Raw genomic sequence first — 25,354 nt, 5'->3', positions numbered from 1 at the left:
CCCGATCACCTGGCTGCGGTTCTTTTCTTTTTCGTCGCCAGAGCGCGGAGCACGGCCGACTCGAAGCCCGCAATTCCCGTTCCCCTGCCGGTTTTCTCTCCATACGACGTCGCGATAAGCGACGTCGAAAGAAGCAGAAGGTCGGAGTGCTCGTACCGTTTCAGACACTCCGACGCCATCTTCATCTGGTACGGCTTCGCTCCGAGCGCTTCGGAGAGCTTTCCGGCCCCGCCGGGAAACTGCGCCTGATAGAGGGCGAGCCGCACCCGGTTATGAAGCGCCGTAAGCGCGGGCAAAAAGCTGTCTTCCCTCCGTATGGCCGGAAGCGACTCCAAGACGTCTCTCCACTCCGCCCGGCAGAACGCGTCCACGAAACGAAGCATATTGGCCCGTCCCTCATCGAACGAGAATTGCCTCACATGGTCCGCCGTAATGTTCTTATCCCCGAGGTACGCCCCGATCTTCGATATCTCCGAAAGAAGCTCCTCCGGATCTTCGACGAATTCGACGAGGAGGTGGGCTGCATCCTCATCCAGCCGGATTCCGAGGTCTTTGGCCTTCGAACGGAGCCAGGTGACCTTCGCATCGGTCCAGAACGGGGGGGGCGTCTCGGAGATCGCCGTGAGCCGTTTCGAAAGGTCCGGAGAAAACGTCCCCTTTGCGATCTTTTCATAGACGAGAACAAAGGCCGTCGCGCTGTCTCCGGATTCGACGGCGTGAACGTACTCCAAAGGGAAGGGGCCGAGATTCTCGGCCTCTTCCACGACGAAATATTCCTTTTCGGCGAAAAGCCCGGACGTTTCCGACAGGGAGAACAGGTCTCCCCATGTTCCGCCCTGAATCTTCCGGCCAAGGGAGTACCCGGATGCCGCAAGAGCCTTCCCCTGCTCCGAAAGAAGCCGCCGCTGCGCCGCCCCCGAGGCGGCGATCACGATCAGGAGCGGCACGTCTCCTTCACCACGATGTTTACGAGACGATCCGGCACCGTGACGACACGGACAATCGTATTTCCTTCGAGACGCTTTCTGACCGATTCCATATTCAGAACGGTCTTCTCGAGCTGATCCTCCGGAAGTCCGGCCCGGATCTCGATCCGTTCCCGGATCTTCCCGTTGAACTGAATGACGACCGTCACCTCGTCGGCCGCGAGCGATGCAGCGTCCGCTTCCGGCCACGGGGTTCCCGCGATCGTCGACGAGTGCCCCATCATCTCCCAGAGTTCTTCGGTGATGTGCGGACAGAACGGATTCAGGCACTGGAGCAGTGCCGACACGGCCTCGCGGAAGAGCCTCCGTTCGACGGACGTCTCGCGTTTGGCCGACGAAATCGCGTTCAGAAGCTCCATGAGGCGCGCCACGGCCGTGTTGAACTGCCGTTCTTCGTGGATGTCCCGCGTGACGCTCTGGATCGTCGTGTGGATCTTCCGCTTGAGGTCGCGATGCGCCGTATCGGAAAGCGCATTCATCGGAACGGATTCGTCCGGCGTATTCCGAAGGACGTCGGCGGATTCGCTCACGATCCTGAAGATGCGGTTCAGGAACCGGTGCGCCCCCTCGACTCCCTGGTCCGACCAGTCGAGGTCGTTCTCGGGCGGAGCGGCGAAAAGGATGAAGAGTCTCGCCGTATCGGCGCCGAACTTCTTTATGATCTCGTCGGGATCGACGACGTTGCCGAGGGATTTCGACATCTTCGCTCCGTCCTTGATGACCATGCCCTGCGTCAGTAGATTCGCGAACGGTTCGCGGACCGCGCAGAGCCCGAGGTCCGCGAAGAACTTCGTGAAGAATCGCGCGTAAATGAGGTGGAGGCATGCGTGTTCGATTCCACCGATATACTGGTCGACGTTCATCCAGTATTTCGCTTCGTCCGCGTTGAACGCCTCCGCGTCGTCGAGCGGCGAGCAATACCGCAGGAAATACCACGACGAACAGATGAACGTGTCCATCGTGTCGACCTCACGCCGGGCCGGGCCGCCGCATTTCGGACACGGCGTCCTGAGCCAGCTCTCATCCTCGGCGAGCGGAGACTTTCCGTTTTCCTTGATTTTGACTTCCGTCGGCAGAAGGACGGGGAGATCCTCTTCGGGAACGGGGACGATACCGCAATGGTCGCAATAGACGACGGGAATCGGAGCACCCCAGTAGCGCTGCCGGGATATCAGCCAGTCCCGGAGACGGAAATTGACTTCCCTCGCGCAAAATCCCTTTCGTTCGCCCCATTCGATCATCTTCACGATGGCCTCGCGCGTCGGCAGGCCATCGAACTCGCCCGAATTGCACGAAAAACCGTCTTCTTCGAAGGCCGCGTCCATCGTCGCGCCGTCAAGCGTGCCGTCCTTCGGACGGATGACGACATCGACGGGAATCCCGTACTTCCGAGCGAACTCGAAGTCCCTCTGGTCGTGGGCGGGAACCCCCATGATCGCGCCCGTCCCGTAATCCATGAGGATGTAATTCGCGATCCAGATCGGAACCTTCCGGCCGTTGACCGGATTGACGCCGACGACGCCCGTGTCGATGCCGAGCTTTTCGCCTCCGACGGCCGTCCGCTCGATTTCGCTCTGCTGCGCGCATTCCTTAACGAATTTCTCGATCTCCGCGCGTTTCGGCGATCGTTCCAGAATCTCGCGCACCATCGGATGTTCCGCCGAAAGCGCGATGAACGTCACGCCGTAAATCGTGTCGAACCGGGTCGTGAAGGTCTCGAGCTTTCTCCCGACATCCGGAACGTCGAACGAAAGGCGCGCGCCTTCGGATCGTCCGATCCAGTTCCGCTGCATCAGAAGGACTCTCTCGGGCCACCCTCCCTTGAGCTCTTCGAGACAGTCGACAAGCTCCTGGGCGTAATCCGTGATCCTCAGGAACCACTGTTCGAGGTTCTTCTTCGTGACCTGCGTCCCGCAACGCCAGCAGACCCCGTTGTTGATGACCTGTTCGTTCGCGAGAACGGTATTGCAGCTCTCGCACCAGTTCACGGGAGCGTGCTTCCTGTAGGCGAGCCCCTTTTTGAACATCTGGAGGAAGATCCACTGCGTCCACTTGTAATAGCGCGGATGGCACGTCTCTACGCGGCGGCGCCAGTCGTAGCTGCACCCCATGTTCTTGAGCTGCTCCGTCATGTGTTCGATGTTTTTCCACGTCCACGCGTGCGGATGACTGTTGTACTTGATCGCCGCGTTCTCCGCGGGAAGGCCGAAGGCATCGAATCCCATGGGATGCAGGACATTGAACCCCTTTTTCCAGAGGAAGCGCGCCATCATATCCCCGATGGAATAGTTCCTGAGATGCCCCATATGGAGCGCGCCGCTCGGATACGGGAACATTTCGAGGCAATAGAACTTCTTCCTCGCGGGGTCCGCCTCCACATTGAAGGTCTTGTTCTCATCCCAGTAGTGCTGCCATTTTGCCTCTATCGTCCGGAAGTCGTATGCCATTTGGTGCCCTCCTTGCGCGTTGTTTGGAACAGCGTATCGTGATCGATCGGTATCAGGCCATTATAGTCCGAGCATCCGTTCCTGCAAAGGCGCGTTACTCCTTCGCGCGATCTCCCTCCGCGAGATTCCTGATGAACGGGCGGATCAGGTCGATCGGAATCGGGAAGATCGTCGTCGAGTTCTTCTCGTTGGATATCTCGCGAAGCGTCTGGAGATATCGCAACTGCAGCGTGACCGGCGATACCTCCATCTGTCGCGCCGCCTCGCTGAGTTTTTCCGCAGCCTGATACTCGCCTTCGGCAGCGATGATCTTCGCGCGCCGCTCTCGCTCGGCCTCGGCCTGCTTCGCCATCGCGCGCTTCATCCCTTCCGGGAGTTCGAGTTCCTTGACCTCGACGGCACTTACCTTGATGCCCCACGGATCCGTCCTCTCGTCGATGATCTTCTGAAGCTCGCTGTTGATCTTCTCACGCGACGAGAGGACATCGTCGAGATCGACGGAACCGATGACCGAACGAAGCGTCGTCTGCGAGAGCTGGCTCGTCGCCATGATGTGATTCTCGACTTCGACGACGGAGCGCGACGAATCCATGACCCGGAAATAGACGACCGCGTTCACCTTGATCGGGACGTTGTCCTTCGTGATGACTTCCTGTACCGGGACATCGAGAACCACCGTCCGGAGATCCACCCGGACGACACGGTCCACGAACGGAATGACGATGACGAGTCCCGGTCCTTTCGTTCCGATCAGCCGCCCGAGGCGAAACACGACGAGTCGCTGGTATTCCGAAACGATCCTCACCGCCGACATCAGCACGAAAACGACGATGACAATGAACCCGAGCGAGCTTCCTATGCTCCAGAGCGCGTCAAACAAGAGATCGAAGACATTCATTCCTTTCCGCCTCCTTTGTTTTCTTCCGGTATGACGAGCAACGTCATCCCCCGGAATCTTTCGATCCGCACCATCCGCCCGGCCTCGACGCGGATGCCCTCCCCGACTTCCGCCACCCATAACTCGCCGCGGCACTTCACGAGTCCCGAAGGGTCGAGAGGTTCGACGACGACCGCCGTCTCCCCCGTCATTCCCTCCATCCCGGATTCGGGCTTGCGTTTGAGGCTTCGGACAACGAGAAAGACGACGAGAAGGAAAAACACCCCCATCCCGACGCTCATGCCGACGATCAGGTCAAGAGGAACACGCAGCAGCTCCCCGCCAGGCGCCCGAAAGACCACAAGCCCCCCCGTCACGATCGCCGCAAGACCGAAGAGGCTCAAAACGCCGACTCCACCTACGAGAATATCGAGAAGCATCACGCCGACCCCCACAAGCAACAGAAGAATCCCCGCCCAGTTGAACGGAAGCACGCGGAGCCCGAACGCGCCGAGAAGCACGAGCACCGCTCCGGACGTTCCGAGAACGAATCCGCCAGGAGACATGATCTCCAGAAAGATCGCGAGAACGCCCGCCATCAGGAAGAGGTATGCGATATCGGGGCTCGAAAGGAACTGCAAAAGGCGTTCGCGGAAGGTCATCCCGCGTTCGACGATCTCGGGCGAGGAGATGTCGAGAACCTGTTCCTTTCCCCTGACGGACACCGTTCGTCCTCTCAGCGCCGAAAGAAGATCCTGCCTGTCGGACGCAACGACGTCGAGAAGTCCTTCCCTCATGGCCTCCTCGGTCGTCAGCGAACGACTTTCGGTGACCATGCGCTCGGCGGCGGCGGGGTTCCGCCCGCGCATCTGCGCGAGGGATCGCATATACGCGGACAGGTCGTTCAGAACCTTCCGGTTCATCTCCTTGTCCGGAACGTCCTTTCCTCCCGCGGTCACAGGATGCGCCGCACCGACATTCGTACCGGGGGCCATCGCGGCCACGTGCGCCGCCTGAAGAAGAAACGCACCCGCCGAAGCGGCCCTCGCCCCTTCGGGAGCGACCCAGACGACGACGGGCACCGGAGACTCGAGTATCGCCGACACGATCGCCCGGAGCGACGACACAAGCCCTCCTGGCGTATCGAGTTCGAGGACGACGAGAGAAGCTCCGCTGTCGGCCGCTTCCTTCAGTCGTGAAACGACGTGGTTTTCCATCGAGACTCCGATAGTTCCTTCGACGTGCAGAAAATAGACCGTCCGCTCACCGGCGAAGAGCGGAGCCGCAAACGCGAGAAGCACAAGAACGCCTGACGACAGACAGAACAGAACGGCGCGTCGTACAGTTCTCATTTCCCGATCACCTCCCCAATGACATCGAATACGCGCGATCTCGGAACGATGTCGATCGATCCGAGATCGTCCCGGATCGTCGGATCCGATGCGCGGAATTCCTGCAACGCACTCGAATACACCTTCGTGAACCCGTTTCGGGCCGCTTCCCGAAGCCTCAGACCGAAACGCGTCACGGGCCGGATCTCGCCGGCAAGACCGACCTCTCCGATGAAACAGCATCCCGGCGCGACCGGGACATCGCGGACGGCGGACGCGATCGCCGCGCAGAGCGCGAGATCCGCCGCGGGCTCCTGGAGGGAGAGTCCGCCAGTAACGTTCACATACATATCCCACGAACTTCCCGGAATGCGGCAGCGCTTTTCGACCACCGCGGCGAAGAGGTGCAGCCTGTTGATATCCACTCCCCGGGCAGTCCTGCGCGGATAGGGAAAAGCCGTCGGGACCGCGAGCGTCTGTATTTCGGCCACAAGAGGCGTATTCCCCTCGACCGACACGGTCAGAGCGACACCGGGAACCGAAAGTTCCTCCTTGTTCCAGAAGAGGCCGCTCATGTCCCGGACGGGGGAAAGGCCGCGCTCGGTCATCTCGAAGACCGCCATCTCGTCGGTGCTTCCGAAACGGTTCTTCGACGCGCGCAACGTCCTGTTCGGCGAATATTCTTCCCCGGAGAACGACAGCACGACGTCCACCATATGCTCCAGAAGCATGGGACCGGCGATTCGCCCCTCCTTCGTGATGTGTCCGACGAGGACGACCGGAATTCCGAGCCTCTTCGCGTCTTCGAGAACGCGCGAGGCCACGGCGCGAACCTGGTTCGGCGTTCCCGGCCACCCCGGCTCGTCGGCCCGCATCGCCTGCACGCTGTCGACCACGGCGAAGGCGTGGCCCGGCAAGGCGTCGAGAGCCGGAGACAACTCCGTATCGCCGATGACCTCGAGGCCGTTCTCGACCGCTCCCAGTCGTTTCGCCCGAAGCGCGATCTGCGACGTCGATTCCTCGCCCGAGATATAGAGGACCTTCTTTCCAGAGCGGGCCAGAGTCCCGCTGATCTGAAGCAGAAGCGTCGACTTTCCTATTCCGGGCTGCCCGCCGAGCAACGTGACGCTTCCCGGAACCCATCCGCCGCCGAGAACGCGATCGACTTCCGCGATTCCGGAAGAGAGGCGTTCGGGAAAATCGACGGATACGACATTCTCGGGGACGACTCCGGAAGCGCCGCCCTTCGAGGATTCCTTTCCAGCCTCCCCGGCGACGAGCGTCCCCCACGCTCCGCAGGAGGGACACTTCCCCGCCCAGAGCGACGTCGTCGCGCTGCATTCGGAACAGACATACACCTTCGATGCCTTCGAAGCCATATCGCCCCTCCTCCGGGAGTACCCGCAAAAAAATTGTATCTTCCGGACGGGATAGTGTCGAGACGCTTTACAGAAACGGCTGACGGATGTTATCATGCTTTGCATGTGAAATCAGCGTAGTAGCATAATAAAGTGATAAAGGATGTGACCCGATGTTCTCCCGCATCCCGCGTGGTTGCGTCAATTACGGTTCGGATCTCGGGAACGCGCTCGAACGATGCCGGTCTTCCTTCATGGAGAGATTCGGAGCATACGGGTACGTGCCGTTCTTTTCCTCGGGACTCCAGCTCCTCGAATCATCCTGGGAGATGCTGCCATCGTCGTTCCGGCGACGCCTGATCCTCGTATCCTCCCCTTTCGGGGAGCCGTGCTGTCTCAGACCGGACATCACCCTCGCCGTCGTCTCGTCCCTTGCGCACGGAATGAAGCTCTCCGGCGGACCCCGAAGGATCTGCTACGCCGATCGCGTCTACAAAAAACCGGAAGGTGACGACTCCCCCGTCGAGACGTATCAGCTCGGAGCGGAACTCCTCGGATGGGATGGAGAGGGCGCCGACATGGAGATGATCGTGCTGCTGACAGGCGCGCTCGAGAAGATGGGGCTCGCGGATTTCACGATCGCCCTGGGAGACGCTTCGATCATGAAGATCGCGATGAATCGCACCGGAGCGGCCTCGTCCGGACTCTCGGAAGCGCTGCAGTCTGGGTATCTGAGTGATTTTCTGAGACTCGTCGACGATGCGGACATCCCCGACTATTCGCGCCGGATCCTCCGGGAATTGCCCTTTCTGAAGGGAAACGGCGACATTTTCGAGGCTGGTGCCGATCTCTTCGGCGATCCCTCCCCGTTCTCCGCTCTCCGGAATTTATACGAAGGGCTCGAGGCGCTCGGATACTCGGACAGAATCGTCCTCGATCTCGGCCTCGCACGGGAACTCGGGTACTACAGCGGTCCCGTGTTCGAAGTCTACACCGCCGATTCGGGGGTTCCGATCGGCGGCGGCGGACGCTACGACGCTCTTCTCCAGCGATTCGGGATCGACGCTCAGGCCGTAGGCTGCGCCGTCAATCTCGAACGGACGCTCATCGACGCCATATCGGCCCCCGCTTCCGAGACACTCGTCGCATGGGCGGGGGGCATCCGGCGCGATCGGGCGTTCCGCGCGGCCGAAGTCCTGCGGAATTCCGGCATTCCCTTCGAGCTGAGCTGGTACAACGAGGCGGCAACATCCAAAGGCGAGGCCCGTTCCGCTGGATTCCGCTGGTGGACCGACCTCGCGGGAGAAGAGATCCTCGATCTCCGGCGCGGAGGAGCCGTCAACCTCGAATCATGGTCCCGGGGGCGACGAAGATGCTGACGTTCGTTCTTCCGACTGGACGCGTTCTTCAGGACGCGATCGCGCTGATCGGAGCGGCCGGACTCCCGGCGAACGGGCTTTCCTCGATCGGACGGCGACTCGTCGTCGTCGAAGGAGAATTCCGCTACATTCTGGCGAAGCCGACGGACGTCCCGGTGTATATCGTCGCGGGAACGGCCGATCTCGGCCTTGCGGGAAGCGATGTCCTGATGGAAATGTCCGCTCCCGTCGTCGAGCTCGCGGACACGCGGACCGGGATCTGCCGGATGGTGCTCGCGGCGCCGAAGGATCGCCCGTTACAGGGGGACTTCTCCGACGGTGCCGCCAAACCGGCCGCAGGCATTCCATGGATCCGCGTCGCGACGAAATATCCGTCGATCGCGGACCGGTACTTTTCCTCGCGCGGCATTCAGGCCGAGATCATACGGCTGAACGGTTCCGTGGAGCTCGCCCCGAGTCTCGGAATGAGCGACTGCATCGTTGACATCGTCCAGACGGGCAATACGCTCGCCGCAAACGGGCTCGTCGAACTCGCGACGATATGCCCCGTCTCCCTCAGGCTCGTTGCGAGCAGGAAGAGCATCGTCCGGAGGCAGCGGGAAATACGCGGAATCCTTTCCGCGATGACGAACCGAAGGAGGAGGAACGACGACGCATGAGTTCGACCATCGAACGGACGACAAGCGAAACGAGCGTCAGCGTCTCTCTCGACGTTACCGCCGGAGGCGGCGCGGAGACCGATATCCGGATTCCGTGCGGATTTCTCGGACACATGCTCGAGCTCTTCGCCTTTCACGGGGACCTGCATCTTTCCGTCCAAGCGAAAGGGGATACGAACGTCGACGCGCATCACGTCACCGAGGATATCGCAATTTGTCTCGGAAGGGCGTTCTTCGAGGAGTGGTCCTCCACGGCGAGAGCACGATACGGCTGGTGCGCGCTTCCGATGGACGGGAGCTGCGCCCTCGTTTCGGTCGATCTCAGCGGCCGGGGCGGATTCCATTTCGACGACACCTTTCCCTCGCCCCGGTGCGGAGATTTCGACATGGAACTGATTCCGGAATTTTGGCATGCCTTCGCCCGCGAGGCCCGCGCGACGATTCACGCCTCCTTCGTCGCGAAAGACAATTCGCATCACATGGCGGAAGCCCTTTTCAAGGCGATGGCGCACGCCCTGCGCCAGGCGCTCGTCCCATCGGAAACGACTTCGACCACGAAAGGAGTACTCTTATGATCGGCGTTATCGAATACGGCACGGGCAATACCGGGAACGTTCTGCGCGCGTTCACGCGCATCGGCATCGGAGCGAAAATTCTCGCATCGCCCGAAGATCGCCACACCATGTCGCTGTTGCTGCTCCCGGGCGTCGGAGCCTTCGGCCCCGCGATGGACCGCCTCCGGGAGACCGGATGGGCCGATGCGATCCGGAACTGGAACGACCTCGGCAGACCGATTATCGGGATCTGTCTCGGCATGCAGCTGCTCTGCGAATCGAGCGAAGAAAACGGCTATCATAAGGGACTCGGGCTCCTTCACGGGCGAGTCGAAGCGCTCCAAACGCACAAGAGGCTGCACATGGGATGGAACGGAATCCGCGTCGCGGTCCCAGGACACGAGTCGTACATTCCGGACGGAGCGTTCATGTACTTCGTACATGGCTACTGCGTCACATCGAGCCTCGATACGGCGACGATCACGCGGTTCGAGGACAAGACGTTCGCTTCGACACTCAGAAGGGGAAACTGCATCGGATTCCAGTTCCACCCGGAACGCAGCGGTCCGGTGGGACTCAAGCTCCTCGCTTCGGTCACGGCAGAGTTGTCTCCGTCGAAAGGCGTTTGCGGGGAGAGCGTCGTCGCATGATTCTGCTGCCCGCGATCGATCTCTACGGGGGACACGTCGTCCGGCTGCGAAAAGGGACCTTTTCGGACAGCACGACCTTTCCGGACACCCCGGAAGAGACCGCGCTCCGGTTTCGCGACGCAGGGGCGACGGATCTTCACGTCATCGACCTCGAGGGGGCCGAATGCGGCGCGCCCGTTCACCTCGCCATCCTCGCGCGTCTGAAGGATCTCGGCTTCGGAATCAGATTCGGCGGAGGTCTCCGAACTGCGGAGGCGATATCCCGCGCGTTAGGCGCCGGCGCGGATTTCGTCTACGCGGGAAGCGCGCTCTCGCACAACGAAACAGCCTCTCCCCTGAGGGAACGTTTCTCGGACCGCATCGTTCCGGCCGTCGACGTCCGTGCCGGCAGAACGGCCGTCGACGGCTGGAAAACCACGACCCGGGAGTCTCCGGAAGAATCGCTCGAACGACTTCGCGATCTGGGATGGAACGCGTTCCTCGTCACGTCGGTCGAGCGCGACGGATGCGGACTCGGCCCGGACCTTCCGCTCTACTCGCGGATCCTGTCGCGTTTTCCGGGGATCTCGGTCATGGCTGCGGGAGGAGTGGCGACCATCGGGGATATCCGGCTCCTGAAAGAGACCGGACTCTCCGGCGCGATTCTAGGCCGCGCCCTGTACGACGGCGCTCTCGATCTCTCTCGTGCGTTCGCGGAGGTTCGCGAATGCTGACGCGACGGATTATCCCCTGCCTCGACGTGAAGGACGGGCGCGTCGTCAAGGGTATCCGCTTCGCGAATCTCGCCGATTCGGGGGATCCCGCGGAGCTCGCGCGCCGCTATATGGACGAAGGGGCCGACGAACTCGTCTTTCTCGACATCAGCGCCTCGCATGAAGGTCGCGGGACCATGAGGACATGGGTTCGTTCCGTCGCGGACGAACTCTCGATTCCCTTCACCGTCGGAGGGGGGATTTCGTCCCTCTCTCAGGCGCGCGGGATCATCGCGCTCGGCGCGGACAAGATCTCGGTCAATACGGCGGCAGTCCGCAACCCGCGGCTCATCGCCGAGTGCGCCGGGCTGCTCGGGAACCAGGCCGTCGTCCTCGCGGTCGACGCGAAACGGAACGACTCGGGCGGCTACGAGGTCTTCACGGAGGGCGGACGAACGCCGAGCGGACGCGACGCGATCGAATGGATCCGCGAAGGCGTCCGACTCGGATGCGGCGAAATCCTGCTCACGTCGATGGATCGGGACGGAACGAAGTCGGGATATGACCTCGAATGCCTCTCGCTCGTCTCGCGAAGCGTCGACATCCCGATCATCGCTTCGGGCGGGGCCGGATCGGTACGGGATTTATTCGCGGCATTCGAGGCCGGGGCGGACGCGGTCCTCGCGGCATCGATCTTTCACACGGGAACCCATACGGTCGGCGATGTCAAGGAAGCCCTCGCGGCGCTCGGCATCCCGGTACGGAAAACGAGGTGACAGCCATGAAACCATTCTCTCCCGATGCGCTTGTGTTCGACGCGCACGGCCTCATACCGGTGATCGTCCAGGACGCGGATACCGCTGAAGTCCTCATGATGGGATATTCGAACAGGGAAGCTCTCGGGATCACGCTGAGGACGGGGAAGGTGACCTTCTTCAGCCGAAAGCGACAGACGCTCTGGACGAAGGGCGAAGAGAGCGGAAGCTTCCTGATTCTCACGGAAATGTTCCTGGATTGCGACGGGGATACGGTCCTCGTGCGCGCGCGCCCCCTCGGGCCGACCTGCCACACCGGCGAACGAACCTGCTTTCACAGGCGGTTCGGTTCCTCGTCTTCCGCCGATCCGACATTCGTCGGGCGACTCTACGGCTATCTCACGTCACGGAAGGACGCCCCCGTATCGGAGAGTTACACCGCGCGTCTGATCGCGGAAGGCCTTTCCCGCGTCGCGCAGAAGGTCGGCGAGGAGGGAGTCGAAACCGCTCTCGCCGTCGTTTCAGGCGACAGGGAGCGGATCGTATCGGAGGCGGCCGATCTCGTCTATCACACGTTCGTCGCCCTTATAGCATCGGGGGTCACCTTCACCGACGTCATCGGCGAGCTCGAGTCGCGTCATCGCGCCTCGTCGCCGAAGGGCCAGAGGACGGCTCTTCCCTCCGATCCGGAAAGAGCGAGCCGGAGTTCCTGAAAGCACGCTGAGCGAAGCACGAGCGTGGTTCCGTACGAGAACGATATGTCACCGAGACGATGCGCATCGGACGAACGTAGAATCGTCCGATGCGGATATTCTCCGCGAAGCCGCGTCGCATCGTCCGCGCCGAGACAGCGCGAGAATTCGACCGCATCCGACGGGAACTCCGCGGGGAGTGGGCCGAGAACCGCCGGATATGCGAACGACGGGCGATCGACATGAGCGAGGAAGGCGATTCCTCCGATACGATGCGCGAGATCCGCGACCTCGTCGACCGAATACCCGACACCCTGAACGAGAAGAATCTCCTCTTCGCGAACGATGTTGTTTTCCGCGTCGACGACGATCTGTTCCCCGAAAACCGACGGACGATTCCGGACTCCGGGCATCCGGAGCCAAAGCGTTCGTTGCATATCGAACGCCCGTTCGCAGGTTTCGAACAGACAGACGATGTGAATATCTTCCGCGGTCTGGACTTCCATTCCAGGAAGAACGACGAGCGGCGTTCCACTCGCCGCGCCGATGACGGCCGGACAATTGTCCGCCGCGTTGTGATCCGTGATCGCGATCACATCGAGCCGCTCTTCGAGCGCCCGCGCGACGATGTCCGGCGCCCCCATCTCGAGTTCCCCGCAGGGCGACAGAACCGTATGAATATGAAGATCGGCCCGGAAAGGACGGACCACGTTTCCGTTCATGCGTCTCCGCGAACTCCCAACGCGTGAAGGGCGACGCACGCATCGAACGCCTTCCGTGAACAGACGCCGAGAAAGAGAGATTCCTCCCTGCACTTTTCGACGAGATCGGGATTCGGCTTCCGCCCGGACGCGAGAACGATCCCGGACACATCCCTGAGAACCGCGACGGCCGCGACGTTGACGTGGACCTGGATCGTAACCCAGATCATTCCCGGCTCCGCCTCAGCCATGACGCAGCTCAGAAGATCCCCGGCGACCCCGCCCGTAATTTCCCGATCGGGATTTCCAGGGACGATGACCTCGAGATCCTGGAGCTCAGATAAATCGCTGATCTTCATGATCGTGAATCACCTGCGACCTGAACGTATGCGGAATCTTACCCGAAAGGGAATGGATTTCGGCGCTCAGGCTGAAGATCCGCTCCCGAAGCTTGAAGATACAGTCGGTGGTCTCGCCGTGCCCGCGGACGATATCCTCGGCCATCGCCCTGCACGATGGTCTGCCGCACGAGCCGCAATCGATATGCGGCAACTCGGAAAAAATCGCGTTCATTGTCCTGAGTCGATCCATCGCTTCCTTGAGGTTTTCCGCCAGAGGAAGACGCTGCTTCGGCCTGACCGGTTTCTCGAGTTTCCAGATATCCGAGGCGAACCCGTCCGCGGCGACGCGACGCTCATCCTCGGTCGGGTTCCAGTCGATTTTGATGCTGTCGAGACGAAGCTGCGACAGAAACCGCGACTCGGACGTCCCGACACCGCCGATACACCCGAGGTCGCATGCCCGGCACTCGATATAATCGACGCCGGAAAGTCGCCCGAGTTCGAGTTCCGTCAGGAGATCCTTCGTGTTCCGGAGTCCCGAGACGGATATCGTCGTCAACTGCCGTTCGGAGAACGATTCGACGTGACGGCACTCCCCGCCCGAAACCGACCACAGGAGCCATCTCCGATTCAGCTGCGTCGGGAGCGCTCCCGCGACCTTCGGACTCCCGGCGAGAATGTCGCGAACGAGCCTGCGAACCGATATCGAATACGTCATCGTGCTTCTCTCGCGCCCCTCGGGCGCGTGGACAAGCGTCGTCTTCGCGGGGCACGGAACCGCCATCGTGACGGGATCGTCTCGGCCGGTTCGGTTCTTCCAGAGCGCCACGCCAATCTCGAGCGGAGACTCGACGGGAACGATGCGGCCGACGAGTTCCGGAAAGTTGATCTGGATCAGGCGGAGAACCGCGGGGCAATAGGTCGATATGAACGGAAGCCGGTCACGGCTCTCCGTATCGAGAAGCTTCGCGATCGAACAGGCGGCGATATCGTACGCTTCGGACTCGTATTCGGTCAGATCCTCGATCCCCGAACTCTGGAGCGCTTCCTTCATGAGCGCGGGACGAGCATACGCGCCGACCTGGACATAGAACGTGGGATCGGCCATAAGGACGAGATTCTTCTGCGCGCGAAGCACGTTCCACTCGTCCTCGTAGAGTTGGATCGCCTTTTCCCGGCAAACCCGGACGCACTCGCCGCAATCGATGCACAGCTCCGGAATGATGCGGACAAGACCTTCGATAACGCGTAACGCTTCGGTCGGACAGGACTTGATGCAATTGGCGCACCCACGGCACCGCGCATCCTGAACGCGGACTCCTCCGGACACGTCTATCCCTCCTTCACGCTTTCCCGATTCATGTCGCCAGGAAACCGGATGATCGCAAAAACCGAGGTCCCCTTGCCGACTTCCGACGTCACCTCGAGGACATCCGCGTTGCGTTTCATGTTCGGGAGCCCCATTCCGGCACCGAAACCCATCTCGCGGATTTCGTCCGTAGCGGTGGAATAGCCTTCCGTCATCGCGAGCCCGATATCCGGAATTCCCGGCCCCCGGTCCCGCGCGAGAATCTCGAGCCGATCAGGGTAAACGGACGCGATCACTTCGCCTCCGCCGGCATGAATGACCAGATTCATCTCCGCCTCGTATGCAACCACCGTTGCCCTCCGGGTAATGTCCGAAGGAATCCCGAGCATTTTCAGGACCGATTTGAGCTGTGTCGAGGCTTCCCCTATCGCGTCGAATACCCCGCCCTGCACCTCGTACCGTTCAACGTAGGGTTGGGGACCCACGCACTACACCTCGCGATCAGGAATGCTACAGGGAAGCAGTCCCTCGCGGTACAGAATCCCGCAGTTTTCGAACATGCTCAGACGGCTCAGAATCACGGGGATCTTCACCTGATACGCGAGACTGATCGCCGCGTCCTGGGGGCGCTTTCCGCGTACGAACACGACCGCCGGAATATCGAGCATCTGGGCGGTCCGCATGATCTGCACGTTCGTCAACCCCGTCAGAAGGAGAGACCCGGGGCGGGCAAACGCGAGGACATCGCTCATCAGATCAGATCCGTACGCATACTCCACATCGATCGAATCGAGAAGCTCCTCGCCGCTCAGAACTTCGGCATTGGTGAAGCGGATCACGTCTCTCAGTCTCATGTCACAATCCTCCCTGATTTGATGGCGCCGGCACGTAGGCAGACCGCCGGACAACGCGTCAGTACGCCGCACCCCGTGCGGCCACATCGAACTCCGCCTCCTGCCGCCACCTGTGTGACGACACGCGGTAGATCCGGACACTCCGCGACTGCGGTCTGTGCGTTATGGGATTGATGGAGAGCATTTCCTTTCCGAACGGAATTCCGCTCATCGTCGACAGAGCGACATCGAGCGACGCCCCGGAAGCATTCACGCGGGAGAGAGCCGCGATGATCCATCTCGCGCATGCATACACTCGTGCGGCCGAAAGAAGATCCTCCGGCCGCACGGAGAATTCAAGGCGCAAACGCCGCGAGAGACCGAGAAACGGGAATCCGTCCGTCGCGTTCTGGCTCACGGCAAGAAGTCCCTGAAACGGGACGAGCATCTCGTCGCGATCCCCGGCATTCCAGATTTCGACGGAGATCCCGAACTTGGCCGCCACGCGCCACATATCCATCGCCGACATGGCACCGAGCCAGACGATGACGGCCTTCGAACCGCTGTCGCGGATTTCCTGCATGACGAACTCGAAGGCGTTCTCTCCCTCCCCGGGGAAAAAGAGGGGAAAGACGTCGAACCCCTTCTCTTCGAGAAAAACGCGTGTCAGCGAAGCGCCGCGCCTGGAGTCCTCGCCGAGATTGTCGGAAACGAGCGCGATACGACTCTTCGCGGGCAGATGCGCCGCCGCGAAACGAGACAGCGCATCTGCACGGAAGTCCTGAAACAAATCGAGGGCATACAGGTAGGGCGCGTTCCCCGGAGAGAACTCTATCCGCTCGCCACCTGCAACGACAATCGGGGGCCCCGTCCACCCATTCGCAAGGTTTCTCACAAACGTCTCGGGGAGATCGGGCCCCGCAGCCAGAACAGCACGGACCTCCAGCTTTCTCAGGTCATCGGCACGGCTCGTCGCTTCGATCCGGACGAAACGGACATCGCGCCCGCCGGCACCTTCGGCGGAATCGTTCACCTCGTTTTCCGCCAGACGAAGGGCGAGATCCGCAGACCGCCCCTGTTCGCTCTCCCATCCTGCGGACGGAGGCAGAACCGCGATGGTCTGTACCCAGTCTCTGTTCGCCGCCTCCGCCGGAAAGAAAGCGAGCGTCAGAAGAACGGCGGCGAAAAACGAGCGGAAGGGGCTCATGCGCCTTACCGCTTGTAACCGATAATGTCCCGAAGGAGTTTTTTCCTCCAGCTCACGTGTTCCTCTCCCTCGACGCCTTTCGGGAAGAATCCGTCAACGACGCCGGCGACACCTCGCCCTTGCTCCGTCTCGCAGACGATCACCTGAAGCGGATTTGCGGTCGCCGCGAACACGCGGCAGACCTCCTGACAGTCCTTGATGCGGCCAAGCACGTTGATGGGATAGCCCTTTCTCATGAGCACGACGAACGTGTGCCCCGCCGAAAGACGCTTCGCGTTTTCGATCGCGGCGTCCTGAAGGTCTTTCGAATTGCCGTCGTACCGGATCAGGCAATCTCCCGACGCTTCGCAGAACGCGATACCGAACTCCAGCCCCGGAACGGCGGTCACCATGGCCTCGTACAGGTCCTCGACCGTCTTGATGAAGTGGCTCTGACCGACGATGATATTGCACTCTTCCGGAATGAGCATCTCCTCAACGCACATTTTTTTGATGTCAGCCATGAATGTCCCTCCCCGAAGAAGTACCCTGAAAACGGAATTTACTTCGTGTTTTCGATATCATACTACAGTCCGGGCATTCCGGCCACCGGACAGATGGGCAACTCCCGGTCCGTCGCGCGGACATGAAAAAGGGGCCCCGCCGAAACGCAGGACCCCGGATATTCCAGTTCAGTTAATGAAGAAAACTACTTTCCACCCTTTGCGGCGTTCTTTTTCAGCTCCTGAATGACATCGTCGGTGATATCGATGCCGCCGAAATACACGGCGCCCTTTTCGATGACCACGGTGATATTCTTCAGCTTCGCCACGGTCCGAACCGCCATCTGGGCCTCCTGAAACAGCGGCTGCATGAGACGCTGTTCTTCCTGGGCCAGTTCGCGGCGCTTCGCCTGATAGATCTCGGCCTTCTTGTCCTGGTCCTTCTCGCTGTCGACGGCCGCCTTCATTTCAGTTTCCTTGGTCTTGCTGATCTGCTGCATCTGCTTCGTGATGCCCTCGAACTTGGGGTGCTGAAAGACGATCTTCTGCGAATCGATGACACCGATCTTTTCGTCCGCGGACGCCATCGCCCCGAACACAAGCACACCGAGAACCGCCATTGCAACGACAACGCCACGAGACACACGAAACATCAACAAATACCTCCCCGACATTATGCTTTCTTTCGACCCGCTGATTGTATCCTTGGTTCCCTGCAACGTCTAGGGAGAACTACCGAAATCGGAATCGAAAGAAAAAAGAACCGGTCCTATGCCCCGACCAGCAGCAGTACCTCGTGTATGACCCTCGAAACATCCGCGTCATCGAGATCGGGATACATCGGAAGGGAAATTTCCCCCGAATAAATCTTTTCGGCGTTCGGAAAACCTCCCGGCTTATATCCGAAAACGCGGCGGTAATACGGATGCAGCGGAACCGGAAGGTAATGGACCTGCACGCCGATGCCCGCATCCCTGAGCCCCTCGAAAATACGTTTCCTCAGTTCGGGAGAGATCCAAACCGGGTAGAGGTGATACGCATGCCCCGGATGTCCCGGCGGGATCGCGATAGCGTCATTGCCGCGGAAAGCGTTGTCATAGCGGGCTGCGATTTCCCGCCGTCTCGCGATCGATGCGTCGAGCCGTTTCATCTGGCTGATGCCGAGCGCGCACTGAATGTCCGAAAGTCGGTAATTGTAGCCGAGTTCCAGCATTTCCGTATACCATGGCCCCTCCGGATTCCGCGCCATCATCGCGGGGTCTTTCGTAATCCCGTGACTCCGGAAGAGGCGCAATTTCTCCGCGAATTCCATCGACTTCGTCAGAACCATGCCGCCCTCTCCGGTCGTGACGTGCTTGACCGGGTGAAAGCTCAGCACCGTCATGTCGGCTTCGAGCCCCACTTTCACGCCGTTCCGCTCCGCTCCGAGAGCATGGCAGGCATCCTCGACGAGAACTGCGCCGCAAGAATCGGCGAGACTCCGAAAGGCCTTCATATCCACAGGGTACCCGGCGTAGCTGACGGGAGCGATCGCCTTCGGATTCTTTCCGCGGCAGAATTGCGCAACCCGCTCCGGGTCGAGACAGTAGGTTTTCGGATCGATATCGAGAAAGACGGGGACGCCTTTCACATACAAAACGGAATTCGCCGTCGCGGCGAACGTGAGCGGCGACGTGAGAACCACGTCGCCGGATTCCACTCCAGCGGCGTACATGGCTCCGTGCAACGCGGCGGTTCCGCTCGAAAACGCGACCGCGTACGGGACGCCGACATACCCCGCGACACGTTCTTCGAATTCGTCGACGAGCGGCCCCTGGGTCAGCCACTCTCCCTTCAACGCAGCGACGACTGCGGCGATATCGTTCTCGTCGATGGATTGATGTCCGTAATGAAGGCCCTTCATGAGACTCACCTCTTCAACCATTTATAGAGAGTATCGGCGGCTCGCCGCGCCCCCCTGAGATTGACGCAATCTGCAGGAGGAAGAATCGGATGTGTCAGGGCATGGAGAACATCGGAAGGTACGAAGCTTCCCCAGGAACCGAGGTTGATCCCATACCGTTTTTTTCCAATGACATCGCCGATGCGTATCTGATTCTCGGCAACCTGAAATACCACGACTGGCTTCCCAATCGCGAGTGCTTCGTAGCATGTCACGCTCGAAGTACAAAGGACGATGGAAGCGCCGGATATCACTTCAGCAAACTCTTGAGGATTCCGGAGGACGCTGACGTTCTCCTTTCGATCCGCGCTCCTTGACGCAGAATCTGCGACGCTTCCGGCGCACAATGGACCGAGTACGGCAATCAGGGGAGGAAGACCGTCGTTCCACATATCGATGATCGCCGGCGTTACTCCCCGAACATCGGCTCCCCCGACCGCAAGGAAAACATACCCGCCGTCGTGCGGTTTCGAATCCCGGATTTCAGGTCTGATCAGGGCGAACTGAGGTCCGAGAAGAGAAATATCCGGAACGGCTTCATACCCGATTTCCCCGGCGCCGAAGTTATAGTTCACAAGGATCGTCGCAAGCCGCTCGACCGGCTCTCTGCGGAAATCGTCGACAATACACACGGGAGCGATCGTCGCCAGTCGCGAGAGGTCGTCGAATGTCGGCAGATAGCTGTCCACAACGAGGAGCGGCGTACGCCCCAAAATCTCGGGAGAAACGGAACGGAGGGATGCAACGCGGTGAACGCTATCTCCCGGAATCGCTTCCCGAGAAGTCGCTTCGTCGACAATCCACCGTACGGGGACGCCGAGTCCCTCAAGCTCAAGCGAAAGCGAACGACATCGCGAAACGTGTCCGCCGCCAACTCCGGGGCCGGAATGCGTCAGAAAGGTCACAACACCGCCGAAGTGATCCGTTTCCGCGTTCAGGAAAGAACCTGAGTCGTGCATTTCTCTGAACATGATCGCATCATCCGCCAGTCCGGACGAAACAACGCAACCCATAAAAGGTCGACTTTCTCTCCATTGCCGCGAACGATATGTTTCTCGAACCGTCCTTCAAAATGAAATCCCGCCCGGAGGTACATGCCGATGGCAGGCATGTTATCCGCCGTCACTGAGGTAAACAACCGGCAAAGCCCTTCCTCTTCAAACCCCCACGAAAGCAGATCATCGAGCATTTCCCCGCCGAATCCGCGCCCTTCATACCCAGCTTCACCGATGTAGATCCCCCAGTCGCTTCTCTCCGAAGTTCTGTCGATATCCTTCAGGGTAATGATCCCTATCGGGACGCCGTCGCAAAAAGCCACGCGAACGATCTGCGATCTGTCCTTTTTCGACAGCCGACTGAGCCACGCCCTGTGTTCCTCGACAGAGATTTCGTTTTGCGAAAGCATAAACTGTCGGATGCGCGGCGAATTTCGCCAGACACGGACTCGTTCCTGAACCTCTTCGCCGACTTCGAGGATATTGCAATAATGGAGAGTCATGAAATCGCCCTCGCCCCGAAGACCATTACACCATGTCCCACGTGATCCACTGGTCCGCGTCGACGTGCCGGCGAGCCTTTCTTCCGAAAAGCACAGGGAGATGTTTCGGTCGCACGCCGTACCCCGGACGTTTCACGCACAGCATCTCTTCGCGGATCACGGTTCCCTCCGGAATATCGACGGCGGCATGAACGCTCCGGCGGGCCTTTTCGTAGAACTCCATCTCCTCCGGCGCGGGCCCGAGCTTCCGACCGTCTCCCATCGCACTCTCGACATCCCTGATCTGCGCGACAAGTTCGCGAAGCTCGTCGGGTTCGATCGCAAAAGGATGATCCGGCCCCTCCATTTTTCGGTCCAGAGTGACGTGCTTTTCGATAATCTTAGCCCCCATCGCAACAGCCGCGACGCTTATGTGGATTCCTGGCGTGTGATCGGAAAGTCCGACTGGAACGCCGAAGGCCCTGCGAATCGTCTCCATCGACCGCAGGTTCATGACCGACGCCGGAGCGGGATAAAGCGACGCGCACTGAAGGAAGGCCACCTGTTCGTTTCCGGACTTCCGGCAGGTCAAATAAGCGTCCTCGATCTCCTCCAGATTCGCCAGCCCCGTGGAAATGATCATCGGCTTCTTCTTCGACGCGCAGTACTCAAGCAACGGCAGGTCGACGATTTCGAAAGAGGCGATCTTGAACAGGTCGCTGACTTCGTCGAGTTCGTCGACGGCCCGGGCATCGAACGGAGTGGCGAAAAAGACGATACCCTTTCGTTCGCAATAGGATGAAAGCTCCGGCAGCCACTCCCGGGGCGTCTCGATCTCCTTGATCAGGGAAAAGAGAGCCTTGTCGTACCCCGAATGACGCGGGGTTTTCTTCGAATAGAGCGTCTCCGCGCTGTATATCTGGAACTTGACCGCGTCCGCACGGGCCTCGACCGCCGCGTCGACAAGCTCTTTCGCGAGCGGGAGGGAACGGTTATGGTTCGCTCCGATTTCGGCGATGATGAAACACTTCTCCCGACCGAAATAAACGTCTTTTCCGCTTTCCATGCGACGCCTCCCCGTGCTATCGTGCCGGCCAACTGCGGGGATCAACAAGCGATCCCGCGACAATGGACGCCAACATGGCGCATCCGGCAAACGGCAGAATCTGATCCTGCGGCATATCCGCAGTCTTCTTCCAAATATTCGCGATTTCCCGAACCTGCCACGAAGTTTCAGCCCCTGTGACAAGGACGTCGAGATCGCACGCTTCCCTCAGGACGCTCAGGGAGAACTCAAGGGCCGTCTTGTGCGTTCCATCTCGCAGCGCTGAGAGAGCTCGCGGCACACCGTTAAGGATTCCGTCCATCTGCCCCGTGACATTCCAGACCGACACGTCGTCAGCGAGAAGAAGTCCCTGGAGAAAGACGCTTCTTCCCCATATTTCCGGAATCGCGTCTTTAGCAAACATATCGCGCAACAAATCCTTCCGCGAAAATCTCCAGTCGAGAGCATTGACGGGAGCCTGTATCACATCCGGCATGGGCGAAGAAGAAATCACTCTCGAAAATTCGTCGAGATCATAGAGGGACACTCCCAGCTTCCGAACAAGCCCGGAACGTTTGATTTCCGGAAGTCCTTCGAGAAATTCCATACTCCAGGCATCCGATCTGTGGAGAAGGACTATCGGAATCTCGGAAAGCCCCAACCGCTCCGAGGAGATTTCAATAACGCGCAACACTTCGGAAACCGACTCCGCACCGGAAAGCATGATCTTCGTGGAGACTACGGCGCGATGTTTCTCATCCGAAGGAAGAGACGCGAAAAAATCCCCCAATCGCAACTCGCTCTCGCCATACGCCTGCGCCGTATCGAATCGCGCGATTCCCAGCGACCATGCCGTTTCCAGGAGTTCACGCGACTCTTTCGCCGTTGGAGAACGACCGAGACGGTTCGTCGCACCGTAGGGCATTCCAAGCTGAGCCGTACCAAGAGCGAGGTGCATCCCTGAGCCTGATTTCCGCTAGTCGTTGCGTGGTCGAAAAACCGGTTTCATCGGATTCCCCACGAGATAATTCCCGGTCCCTTCGTCCAACGCCTTTGCGTATATATCAAGAGCTTCGCCGGCAGCTTTGAATACCAGGTTCATGTCATCTTCCGACATGGACCACGACGGAGCGACCTGCGGAATGAGCACCCCACGGAATGACATTTCCTGCATGAACAACGTCCGCAAGGCGGCATCGTTCTCGCCGCTCCTGTTTCTGGTGACGAACAAAGGGCGGCATCCCCTCCCCGTGACAAAGAAGCAGTCGGCTATTCCCTTCGCGTTTGCCAGTTCGTTCATACGCGATCTGAATAGATTCCCAATCCTGTAAAGATGATCCTGCACGGGATTTTTTTCCATGAATTCAATGGTTGCAAGGGCGGCCGCTATCTCATGCACCTCGCCGCCATGAGTCGTTGACAACAGAAAAACTTTCGGACCCTTTTTCCGCGTTCCACCGAGCTCCATGATGTCGCGTCGTCCGACCAGCGCCGAAACCGAATAGCCATTCGCAATAGATTTCCCGAAGCAGCTCAGATCGGGTGTAACGCCAAACACATGTTGCGCCCCTCTGAGATGCCATCGGAAGCCGGAAATCACCTCATCGAAGATAAGGAGGGCGCCATTCTTTCTGCAGAGAGTCTGGACTCCTTCAAGATATCCCGGAGCCGGCTCGTCGAATTCCATCGGCTGAAGCATCACGCAGGCGATCTCCCCGGGATTCTCCGCAAACATCCTTTCGACGGATGCAAGATCGTTATATCGAAACTTGACGGTCAACGACTTGACCGCTTTCGGAATCCCCGTGTCGCAGGGTGTTGTGCCGATGAACCAATCGTTCGTGCTGAAGAATGGCTGATCCGCACACACGGCGATTTTATCGCGCCCCGTAAACGCGCGGGCCAGCTTGACGGCGCCCGTCGTCGCATCCGAGCCATGCTTTCCCAGTTTGACCATTTCGGCGCTTGGAATAAGGGAAATCAGCTTTTCGGCAAGTTCCATCTCGATGACGTGCGGAAGTGAAAAACCGGCCCCAAGTTCCAGCGCCTCCCGGATCTTCGCGAGGACGGGCCCGAATGCGAACCCCAGCACCCCGGACGTAAGCGCCATCCCCATATCGATGTACTCGTGTCCATCGACATCGGTAATCCGGCATCCACTTCCCCGAACGACGTAATGCGGCCCCATCCTAGGGAAGCAATCGTCACCCTTGCTATACGTATGCGCACCGGCCGGAATCAGAGTATGAGCTCTCTCGAGACATTCCATGTTTTTCGAAAATGATTGCGAAAGCGACTCCAATGAAAGGCAATGCATTTTTCCCCCGCTCCCTCCAGAAACAGACATCTACGGAACCAACCGGCCATCCTTCTCCAGAGACCGGAGATACCCTTCATTGCGACGATGCGATGCGTTGATCTCCTGAATCTCCGGATGAACTTCCAAAAGGCGAAGAACGTGATTCATTGAAAAAAAACTTTCTTGTGGTAACAACGAGGAATACACTCTCTCCACAAACTGCAGATCATCGGGCTCATCCACTGTCCAGCGAAGTTGCGACAAATCACGTCCGGACGCGACGTTGAAAGTCGAAAATCGTTCGGGGTGATTTCGTATAAACGATGTCACATGTTCCCGCTCCGAAGGAAGCGTCGCCTCTTTCCATGCGGTCTCCAGGCTTTCGAACCGCAGAACTTCCACATCGAGCCCATCGGGAAATGTCGGAGGATTGACGTTCGATGTGTAATCGAATCTTCCATCCAGATGCACGCCTATTACAGTGTCGATGACATCAGGATCCGCGAGGGGACAGTCTCCGGTGAGTCGAACGATATGTTGCGGTCTCACTGCCTTTGCGACACAATAGAATCTGTCGAGGACATCTTCAAGCGATCCTCTGAAGCATCTGATTCCGATCCGGCGGCAGAGCGATTCGACCGCATCGTCGGTCACATCTGTCGACGTCGCCACGACAACCTCAGTAATTTTCCCCGCCCTGAGAACCCGCTCGATCTGGCGGTGCAACATCGGTCGGCCAAGCAGCGGAACAAGGATTTTCCCGGGAAACCGGGATGACGACATCCTTGCCTGCAAAACCGCCAGAACCGGGAGCACGGTTCATTCCTCCCGGATCCGCTCGACGAGAATTTCGTCGACGTAGACACCCTCGCAGAACCTGTGCTTCTGCAAACGGCCGCATTCCCTGAAGCCCGCCTTCAGGAACGCTCTGTACGAACCGGTATTGCACGCGTATATTCCCGCGATGACCTTGTTGAGATTGAGATCTTCGAACGCATACCTGGATGCGAGGTCTATGGCGACGCTTCCGATTCCCTTCCCCCAGACCTCTTTGGCGCCTATCAGAAGGCCAATGTCTGCATACCGGTGGATACGTTCGACATTGCCTATCTTGATATTCCCGATATGTCTGTTCTCGTCGGAAAGAAAAATTCCCAAAAGAATATCGTCAGCGCTCTCGTTCACCGTTTTCACGTACGAACGCAACTCGTCGAGCGAATACGTCCTCCAGCGGCATTCAAGGTACCGGTTGACTTCCGGGTCTCTGAGCCATCGGACATAATTCTCCGACACATCGTCCGGAGCAAGAATCCGAAGAAACACGTCCATGCCGTCCAC

The 25,354-nt window shown here is 59.5% G+C and carries 28 protein-coding genes; 7 read left to right on the top strand and 21 right to left on the bottom strand.

Features of this window, described 5'->3' with window-relative positions; all coding sequences use genetic code 11:
* Positions 1–5: 5 nt before the first annotated feature.
* The 5 genes from holA to radA form a co-directional block, all read right to left on the bottom strand.
* Positions 6–947, bottom strand: coding sequence for a DNA polymerase III subunit delta (holA, locus tag ACZ5IU_RS14710; protein WP_464418643.1), 942 nt, complete (start codon positions 945–947; stop codon positions 6–8).
* On the bottom strand, positions 935–3,433 hold the full coding sequence (gene leuS, locus ACZ5IU_RS14705; RefSeq protein WP_464418641.1) for a leucine--tRNA ligase: 2,499 nt from the start codon (positions 3,431–3,433) through the stop codon (positions 935–937). Before leuS ends, holA begins: the two co-directional genes overlap by 13 nt.
* A gap of 94 nt (positions 3,434–3,527) precedes the next feature.
* A complete protein-coding gene (locus ACZ5IU_RS14700) occupies positions 3,528–4,331 on the bottom strand; it encodes a slipin family protein (protein WP_464418639.1) in 804 nt (267 codons plus the stop codon).
* Positions 4,328–5,662 carry an NfeD family protein gene (locus ACZ5IU_RS14695; RefSeq protein ID WP_464418637.1) on the bottom strand — a complete coding sequence of 445 codons (1,335 nt, stop codon included), beginning with the start codon at positions 5,660–5,662 and terminating at the stop codon, positions 4,328–4,330. Before ACZ5IU_RS14695 ends, ACZ5IU_RS14700 begins: the two co-directional genes overlap by 4 nt.
* The gene (gene radA, locus ACZ5IU_RS14690) at positions 5,659–7,020 is read right to left on the bottom strand and encodes a DNA repair protein RadA (RefSeq protein ID WP_464418635.1); all 1,362 of its coding nucleotides are present in this window, start codon (positions 7,018–7,020) and stop codon (positions 5,659–5,661) included. Before radA ends, ACZ5IU_RS14695 begins: the two co-directional genes overlap by 4 nt.
* Before the next feature lie 152 nt (positions 7,021–7,172).
* On the opposite strand from radA, the gene ACZ5IU_RS14685 reads away from it, so the two are divergent.
* From ACZ5IU_RS14685 to hisIE, 7 genes are read left to right on the top strand one after another with little or no spacing between them, the layout of a single operon-like run.
* Positions 7,173–8,378, top strand: a complete 1,206-nt coding sequence (locus ACZ5IU_RS14685) for an ATP phosphoribosyltransferase regulatory subunit (protein ID WP_464418633.1) — start codon at positions 7,173–7,175, stop codon at positions 8,376–8,378.
* Positions 8,372–9,037, top strand: a complete 666-nt coding sequence (gene hisG, locus ACZ5IU_RS14680; RefSeq protein ID WP_464418631.1) for an ATP phosphoribosyltransferase — start codon at positions 8,372–8,374, stop codon at positions 9,035–9,037. The genes ACZ5IU_RS14685 and hisG overlap by 7 nt, the downstream gene beginning before the upstream one ends.
* A complete protein-coding gene (locus ACZ5IU_RS14675) occupies positions 9,034–9,612 on the top strand; it encodes an imidazoleglycerol-phosphate dehydratase (protein WP_464418629.1) in 579 nt (192 codons plus the stop codon). Before hisG ends, ACZ5IU_RS14675 begins: the two co-directional genes overlap by 4 nt.
* Positions 9,609–10,241 (top strand): imidazole glycerol phosphate synthase subunit HisH, encoded by a 633-nt coding sequence (gene hisH, locus ACZ5IU_RS14670; protein ID WP_464418627.1) that lies wholly within the window; start codon positions 9,609–9,611, stop codon positions 10,239–10,241. The genes ACZ5IU_RS14675 and hisH overlap by 4 nt, the downstream gene beginning before the upstream one ends.
* Positions 10,238–10,954: a 1-(5-phosphoribosyl)-5-[(5-phosphoribosylamino)methylideneamino]imidazole-4-carboxamide isomerase gene (locus ACZ5IU_RS14665; RefSeq protein WP_464418625.1), complete on the top strand. Its 717-nt coding sequence runs from the start codon at positions 10,238–10,240 to the stop codon at positions 10,952–10,954. The genes hisH and ACZ5IU_RS14665 overlap by 4 nt, the downstream gene beginning before the upstream one ends.
* A complete protein-coding gene (gene hisF, locus ACZ5IU_RS14660; RefSeq protein WP_464418623.1) occupies positions 10,948–11,709 on the top strand; it encodes an imidazole glycerol phosphate synthase subunit HisF in 762 nt (253 codons plus the stop codon). The genes ACZ5IU_RS14665 and hisF overlap by 7 nt, the downstream gene beginning before the upstream one ends.
* A 5-nt stretch (positions 11,710–11,714) precedes the next feature.
* A complete protein-coding gene (gene hisIE / locus ACZ5IU_RS14655) occupies positions 11,715–12,401 on the top strand; it encodes a bifunctional phosphoribosyl-AMP cyclohydrolase/phosphoribosyl-ATP diphosphatase HisIE (RefSeq protein ID WP_464418621.1) in 687 nt (228 codons plus the stop codon).
* Here hisIE and ACZ5IU_RS14650 read toward each other — a convergent pair.
* The 16 genes from ACZ5IU_RS14650 to ACZ5IU_RS14575 all read right to left on the bottom strand — a co-directional run bounded on the left by ACZ5IU_RS14650 (position 12,326) and on the right by ACZ5IU_RS14575 (position 25,345).
* A complete protein-coding gene (locus ACZ5IU_RS14650) occupies positions 12,326–13,102 on the bottom strand; it encodes a PHP domain-containing protein (RefSeq protein WP_464418619.1) in 777 nt (258 codons plus the stop codon). The two genes, hisIE and ACZ5IU_RS14650, sit on opposite strands and share 76 nt — an antisense overlap.
* Positions 13,099–13,440 (bottom strand): serine kinase, encoded by a 342-nt coding sequence (locus tag ACZ5IU_RS14645; RefSeq protein ID WP_464418617.1) that lies wholly within the window; start codon positions 13,438–13,440, stop codon positions 13,099–13,101. Before ACZ5IU_RS14645 ends, ACZ5IU_RS14650 begins: the two co-directional genes overlap by 4 nt.
* Positions 13,418–14,752, bottom strand: coding sequence for a [Fe-Fe] hydrogenase large subunit C-terminal domain-containing protein (locus tag ACZ5IU_RS14640; RefSeq protein WP_464418615.1), 1,335 nt, complete (start codon positions 14,750–14,752; stop codon positions 13,418–13,420). Before ACZ5IU_RS14640 ends, ACZ5IU_RS14645 begins: the two co-directional genes overlap by 23 nt.
* 2 nt (positions 14,753–14,754) lie before the next feature.
* Positions 14,755–15,120: an ATP-binding protein gene (locus ACZ5IU_RS14635; RefSeq protein ID WP_464421938.1), complete on the bottom strand. Its 366-nt coding sequence runs from the start codon at positions 15,118–15,120 to the stop codon at positions 14,755–14,757.
* A gap of 99 nt (positions 15,121–15,219) precedes the next feature.
* Positions 15,220–15,585: a transcriptional regulator gene (locus tag ACZ5IU_RS14630; RefSeq protein ID WP_464418613.1), complete on the bottom strand. Its 366-nt coding sequence runs from the start codon at positions 15,583–15,585 to the stop codon at positions 15,220–15,222.
* Between the two features lie 58 nt (positions 15,586–15,643).
* The gene (locus ACZ5IU_RS14625) at positions 15,644–16,771 is read right to left on the bottom strand and encodes an ABC transporter substrate-binding protein (protein ID WP_464418611.1); all 1,128 of its coding nucleotides are present in this window, start codon (positions 16,769–16,771) and stop codon (positions 15,644–15,646) included.
* Between the two features lie 5 nt (positions 16,772–16,776).
* Positions 16,777–17,274: an adenosine-specific kinase gene (locus ACZ5IU_RS14620; RefSeq protein WP_464418609.1), complete on the bottom strand. Its 498-nt coding sequence runs from the start codon at positions 17,272–17,274 to the stop codon at positions 16,777–16,779.
* Between the two features lie 185 nt (positions 17,275–17,459).
* The gene (locus tag ACZ5IU_RS14615; RefSeq protein WP_464418607.1) at positions 17,460–17,906 is read right to left on the bottom strand and encodes an OmpH/Skp family outer membrane protein; all 447 of its coding nucleotides are present in this window, start codon (positions 17,904–17,906) and stop codon (positions 17,460–17,462) included.
* A gap of 116 nt (positions 17,907–18,022) precedes the next feature.
* Positions 18,023–19,156, bottom strand: coding sequence for a UDP-4-amino-4,6-dideoxy-N-acetyl-beta-L-altrosamine transaminase (pseC, locus tag ACZ5IU_RS14610; RefSeq protein WP_464418605.1), 1,134 nt, complete (start codon positions 19,154–19,156; stop codon positions 18,023–18,025).
* Positions 19,157–19,161: 5 nt separating this feature from the next.
* Positions 19,162–20,166, bottom strand: a complete 1,005-nt coding sequence (locus tag ACZ5IU_RS14605) for a hypothetical protein (RefSeq protein ID WP_464418603.1) — start codon at positions 20,164–20,166, stop codon at positions 19,162–19,164.
* Positions 20,130–20,693 carry a UDP-4-amino-4,6-dideoxy-N-acetyl-beta-L-altrosamine N-acetyltransferase gene (pseH, locus tag ACZ5IU_RS14600; protein WP_464418601.1) on the bottom strand — a complete coding sequence of 188 codons (564 nt, stop codon included), beginning with the start codon at positions 20,691–20,693 and terminating at the stop codon, positions 20,130–20,132. The genes ACZ5IU_RS14605 and pseH overlap by 37 nt, the downstream gene beginning before the upstream one ends.
* 25 nt (positions 20,694–20,718) lie before the next feature.
* Positions 20,719–21,738, bottom strand: coding sequence for an N-acetylneuraminate synthase family protein (locus ACZ5IU_RS14595; RefSeq protein WP_464418599.1), 1,020 nt, complete (start codon positions 21,736–21,738; stop codon positions 20,719–20,721).
* Positions 21,739–21,754: 16 nt separating this feature from the next.
* Positions 21,755–22,675 carry an aldo/keto reductase gene (locus ACZ5IU_RS14590; protein ID WP_464418597.1) on the bottom strand — a complete coding sequence of 307 codons (921 nt, stop codon included), beginning with the start codon at positions 22,673–22,675 and terminating at the stop codon, positions 21,755–21,757.
* A gap of 18 nt (positions 22,676–22,693) precedes the next feature.
* Positions 22,694–23,986: a glutamate-1-semialdehyde 2,1-aminomutase gene (locus tag ACZ5IU_RS14585; RefSeq protein ID WP_464421936.1), complete on the bottom strand. Its 1,293-nt coding sequence runs from the start codon at positions 23,984–23,986 to the stop codon at positions 22,694–22,696.
* 78 nt (positions 23,987–24,064) lie between these two features.
* Positions 24,065–24,832, bottom strand: a complete 768-nt coding sequence (locus ACZ5IU_RS14580; protein WP_464418595.1) for a cytidylyltransferase domain-containing protein — start codon at positions 24,830–24,832, stop codon at positions 24,065–24,067.
* A 3-nt stretch (positions 24,833–24,835) separates the two neighbouring features.
* A complete protein-coding gene (locus tag ACZ5IU_RS14575; protein ID WP_464418593.1) occupies positions 24,836–25,345 on the bottom strand; it encodes a GNAT family N-acetyltransferase in 510 nt (169 codons plus the stop codon).
* Positions 25,346–25,354: the final 9 nt, after the last annotated feature.

The organism is Lactivibrio alcoholicus, from assembly GCF_055390895.1.
The sequence above is the reverse complement of the archived record's forward strand: the minus strand, read 5'-3'. Positions and strand labels throughout refer to the sequence as shown.

Bases quoted from the DNA above. Each gene is read 5' to 3' on its own strand.
- ACZ5IU_RS14695 (WP_464418637.1), bottom strand. From the start codon at position 5,662: ATGAGAACTGTACGACGCGCCGTTCTGTTCTGTCTGTCGTCAGGCGTT.
- hisIE (WP_464418621.1), top strand. From the start codon at position 11,715: ATGAAACCATTCTCTCCCGATGCGCTTGTGTTCGACGCGCACGGCCTC.
- pseH (WP_464418601.1), bottom strand. From the start codon at position 20,693: ATGACTCTCCATTATTGCAATATCCTCGAAGTCGGCGAAGAGGTTCAG.
- ACZ5IU_RS14615 (WP_464418607.1), bottom strand. From the start codon at position 17,906: ATGTTTCGTGTGTCTCGTGGCGTTGTCGTTGCAATGGCGGTTCTCGGT.
- ACZ5IU_RS14650 (WP_464418619.1), bottom strand. From the start codon at position 13,102: ATGAACGGAAACGTGGTCCGTCCTTTCCGGGCCGATCTTCATATTCAT.
- hisH (WP_464418627.1), top strand. From the start codon at position 9,609: ATGATCGGCGTTATCGAATACGGCACGGGCAATACCGGGAACGTTCTG.
- hisG (WP_464418631.1), top strand. From the start codon at position 8,372: ATGCTGACGTTCGTTCTTCCGACTGGACGCGTTCTTCAGGACGCGATC.
- ACZ5IU_RS14590 (WP_464418597.1), bottom strand. From the start codon at position 22,675: ATGCACCTCGCTCTTGGTACGGCTCAGCTTGGAATGCCCTACGGTGCG.
- ACZ5IU_RS14575 (WP_464418593.1), bottom strand. From the start codon at position 25,345: ATGGACGTGTTTCTTCGGATTCTTGCTCCGGACGATGTGTCGGAGAAT.
- ACZ5IU_RS14645 (WP_464418617.1), bottom strand. From the start codon at position 13,440: ATGAAGATCAGCGATTTATCTGAGCTCCAGGATCTCGAGGTCATCGTC.
- pseC (WP_464418605.1), bottom strand. From the start codon at position 19,156: ATGAAGGGCCTTCATTACGGACATCAATCCATCGACGAGAACGATATC.
- leuS (WP_464418641.1), bottom strand. From the start codon at position 3,433: ATGGCATACGACTTCCGGACGATAGAGGCAAAATGGCAGCACTACTGG.
- ACZ5IU_RS14625 (WP_464418611.1), bottom strand. From the start codon at position 16,771: ATGAGCCCCTTCCGCTCGTTTTTCGCCGCCGTTCTTCTGACGCTCGCT.
- hisF (WP_464418623.1), top strand. From the start codon at position 10,948: ATGCTGACGCGACGGATTATCCCCTGCCTCGACGTGAAGGACGGGCGC.
- ACZ5IU_RS14620 (WP_464418609.1), bottom strand. From the start codon at position 17,274: ATGGCTGACATCAAAAAAATGTGCGTTGAGGAGATGCTCATTCCGGAA.
- ACZ5IU_RS14595 (WP_464418599.1), bottom strand. From the start codon at position 21,738: ATGGAAAGCGGAAAAGACGTTTATTTCGGTCGGGAGAAGTGTTTCATC.
- ACZ5IU_RS14585 (WP_464421936.1), bottom strand. From the start codon at position 23,986: ATGGAATGTCTCGAGAGAGCTCATACTCTGATTCCGGCCGGTGCGCAT.
- ACZ5IU_RS14635 (WP_464421938.1), bottom strand. From the start codon at position 15,120: ATGCTCGGGATTCCTTCGGACATTACCCGGAGGGCAACGGTGGTTGCA.
- radA (WP_464418635.1), bottom strand. From the start codon at position 7,020: ATGGCTTCGAAGGCATCGAAGGTGTATGTCTGTTCCGAATGCAGCGCG.
- ACZ5IU_RS14605 (WP_464418603.1), bottom strand. From the start codon at position 20,166: ATGTTCAGAGAAATGCACGACTCAGGTTCTTTCCTGAACGCGGAAACG.
- ACZ5IU_RS14675 (WP_464418629.1), top strand. From the start codon at position 9,034: ATGAGTTCGACCATCGAACGGACGACAAGCGAAACGAGCGTCAGCGTC.
- ACZ5IU_RS14630 (WP_464418613.1), bottom strand. From the start codon at position 15,585: ATGAGACTGAGAGACGTGATCCGCTTCACCAATGCCGAAGTTCTGAGC.
- ACZ5IU_RS14700 (WP_464418639.1), bottom strand. From the start codon at position 4,331: ATGAATGTCTTCGATCTCTTGTTTGACGCGCTCTGGAGCATAGGAAGC.
- ACZ5IU_RS14685 (WP_464418633.1), top strand. From the start codon at position 7,173: ATGTTCTCCCGCATCCCGCGTGGTTGCGTCAATTACGGTTCGGATCTC.
- ACZ5IU_RS14665 (WP_464418625.1), top strand. From the start codon at position 10,238: ATGATTCTGCTGCCCGCGATCGATCTCTACGGGGGACACGTCGTCCGG.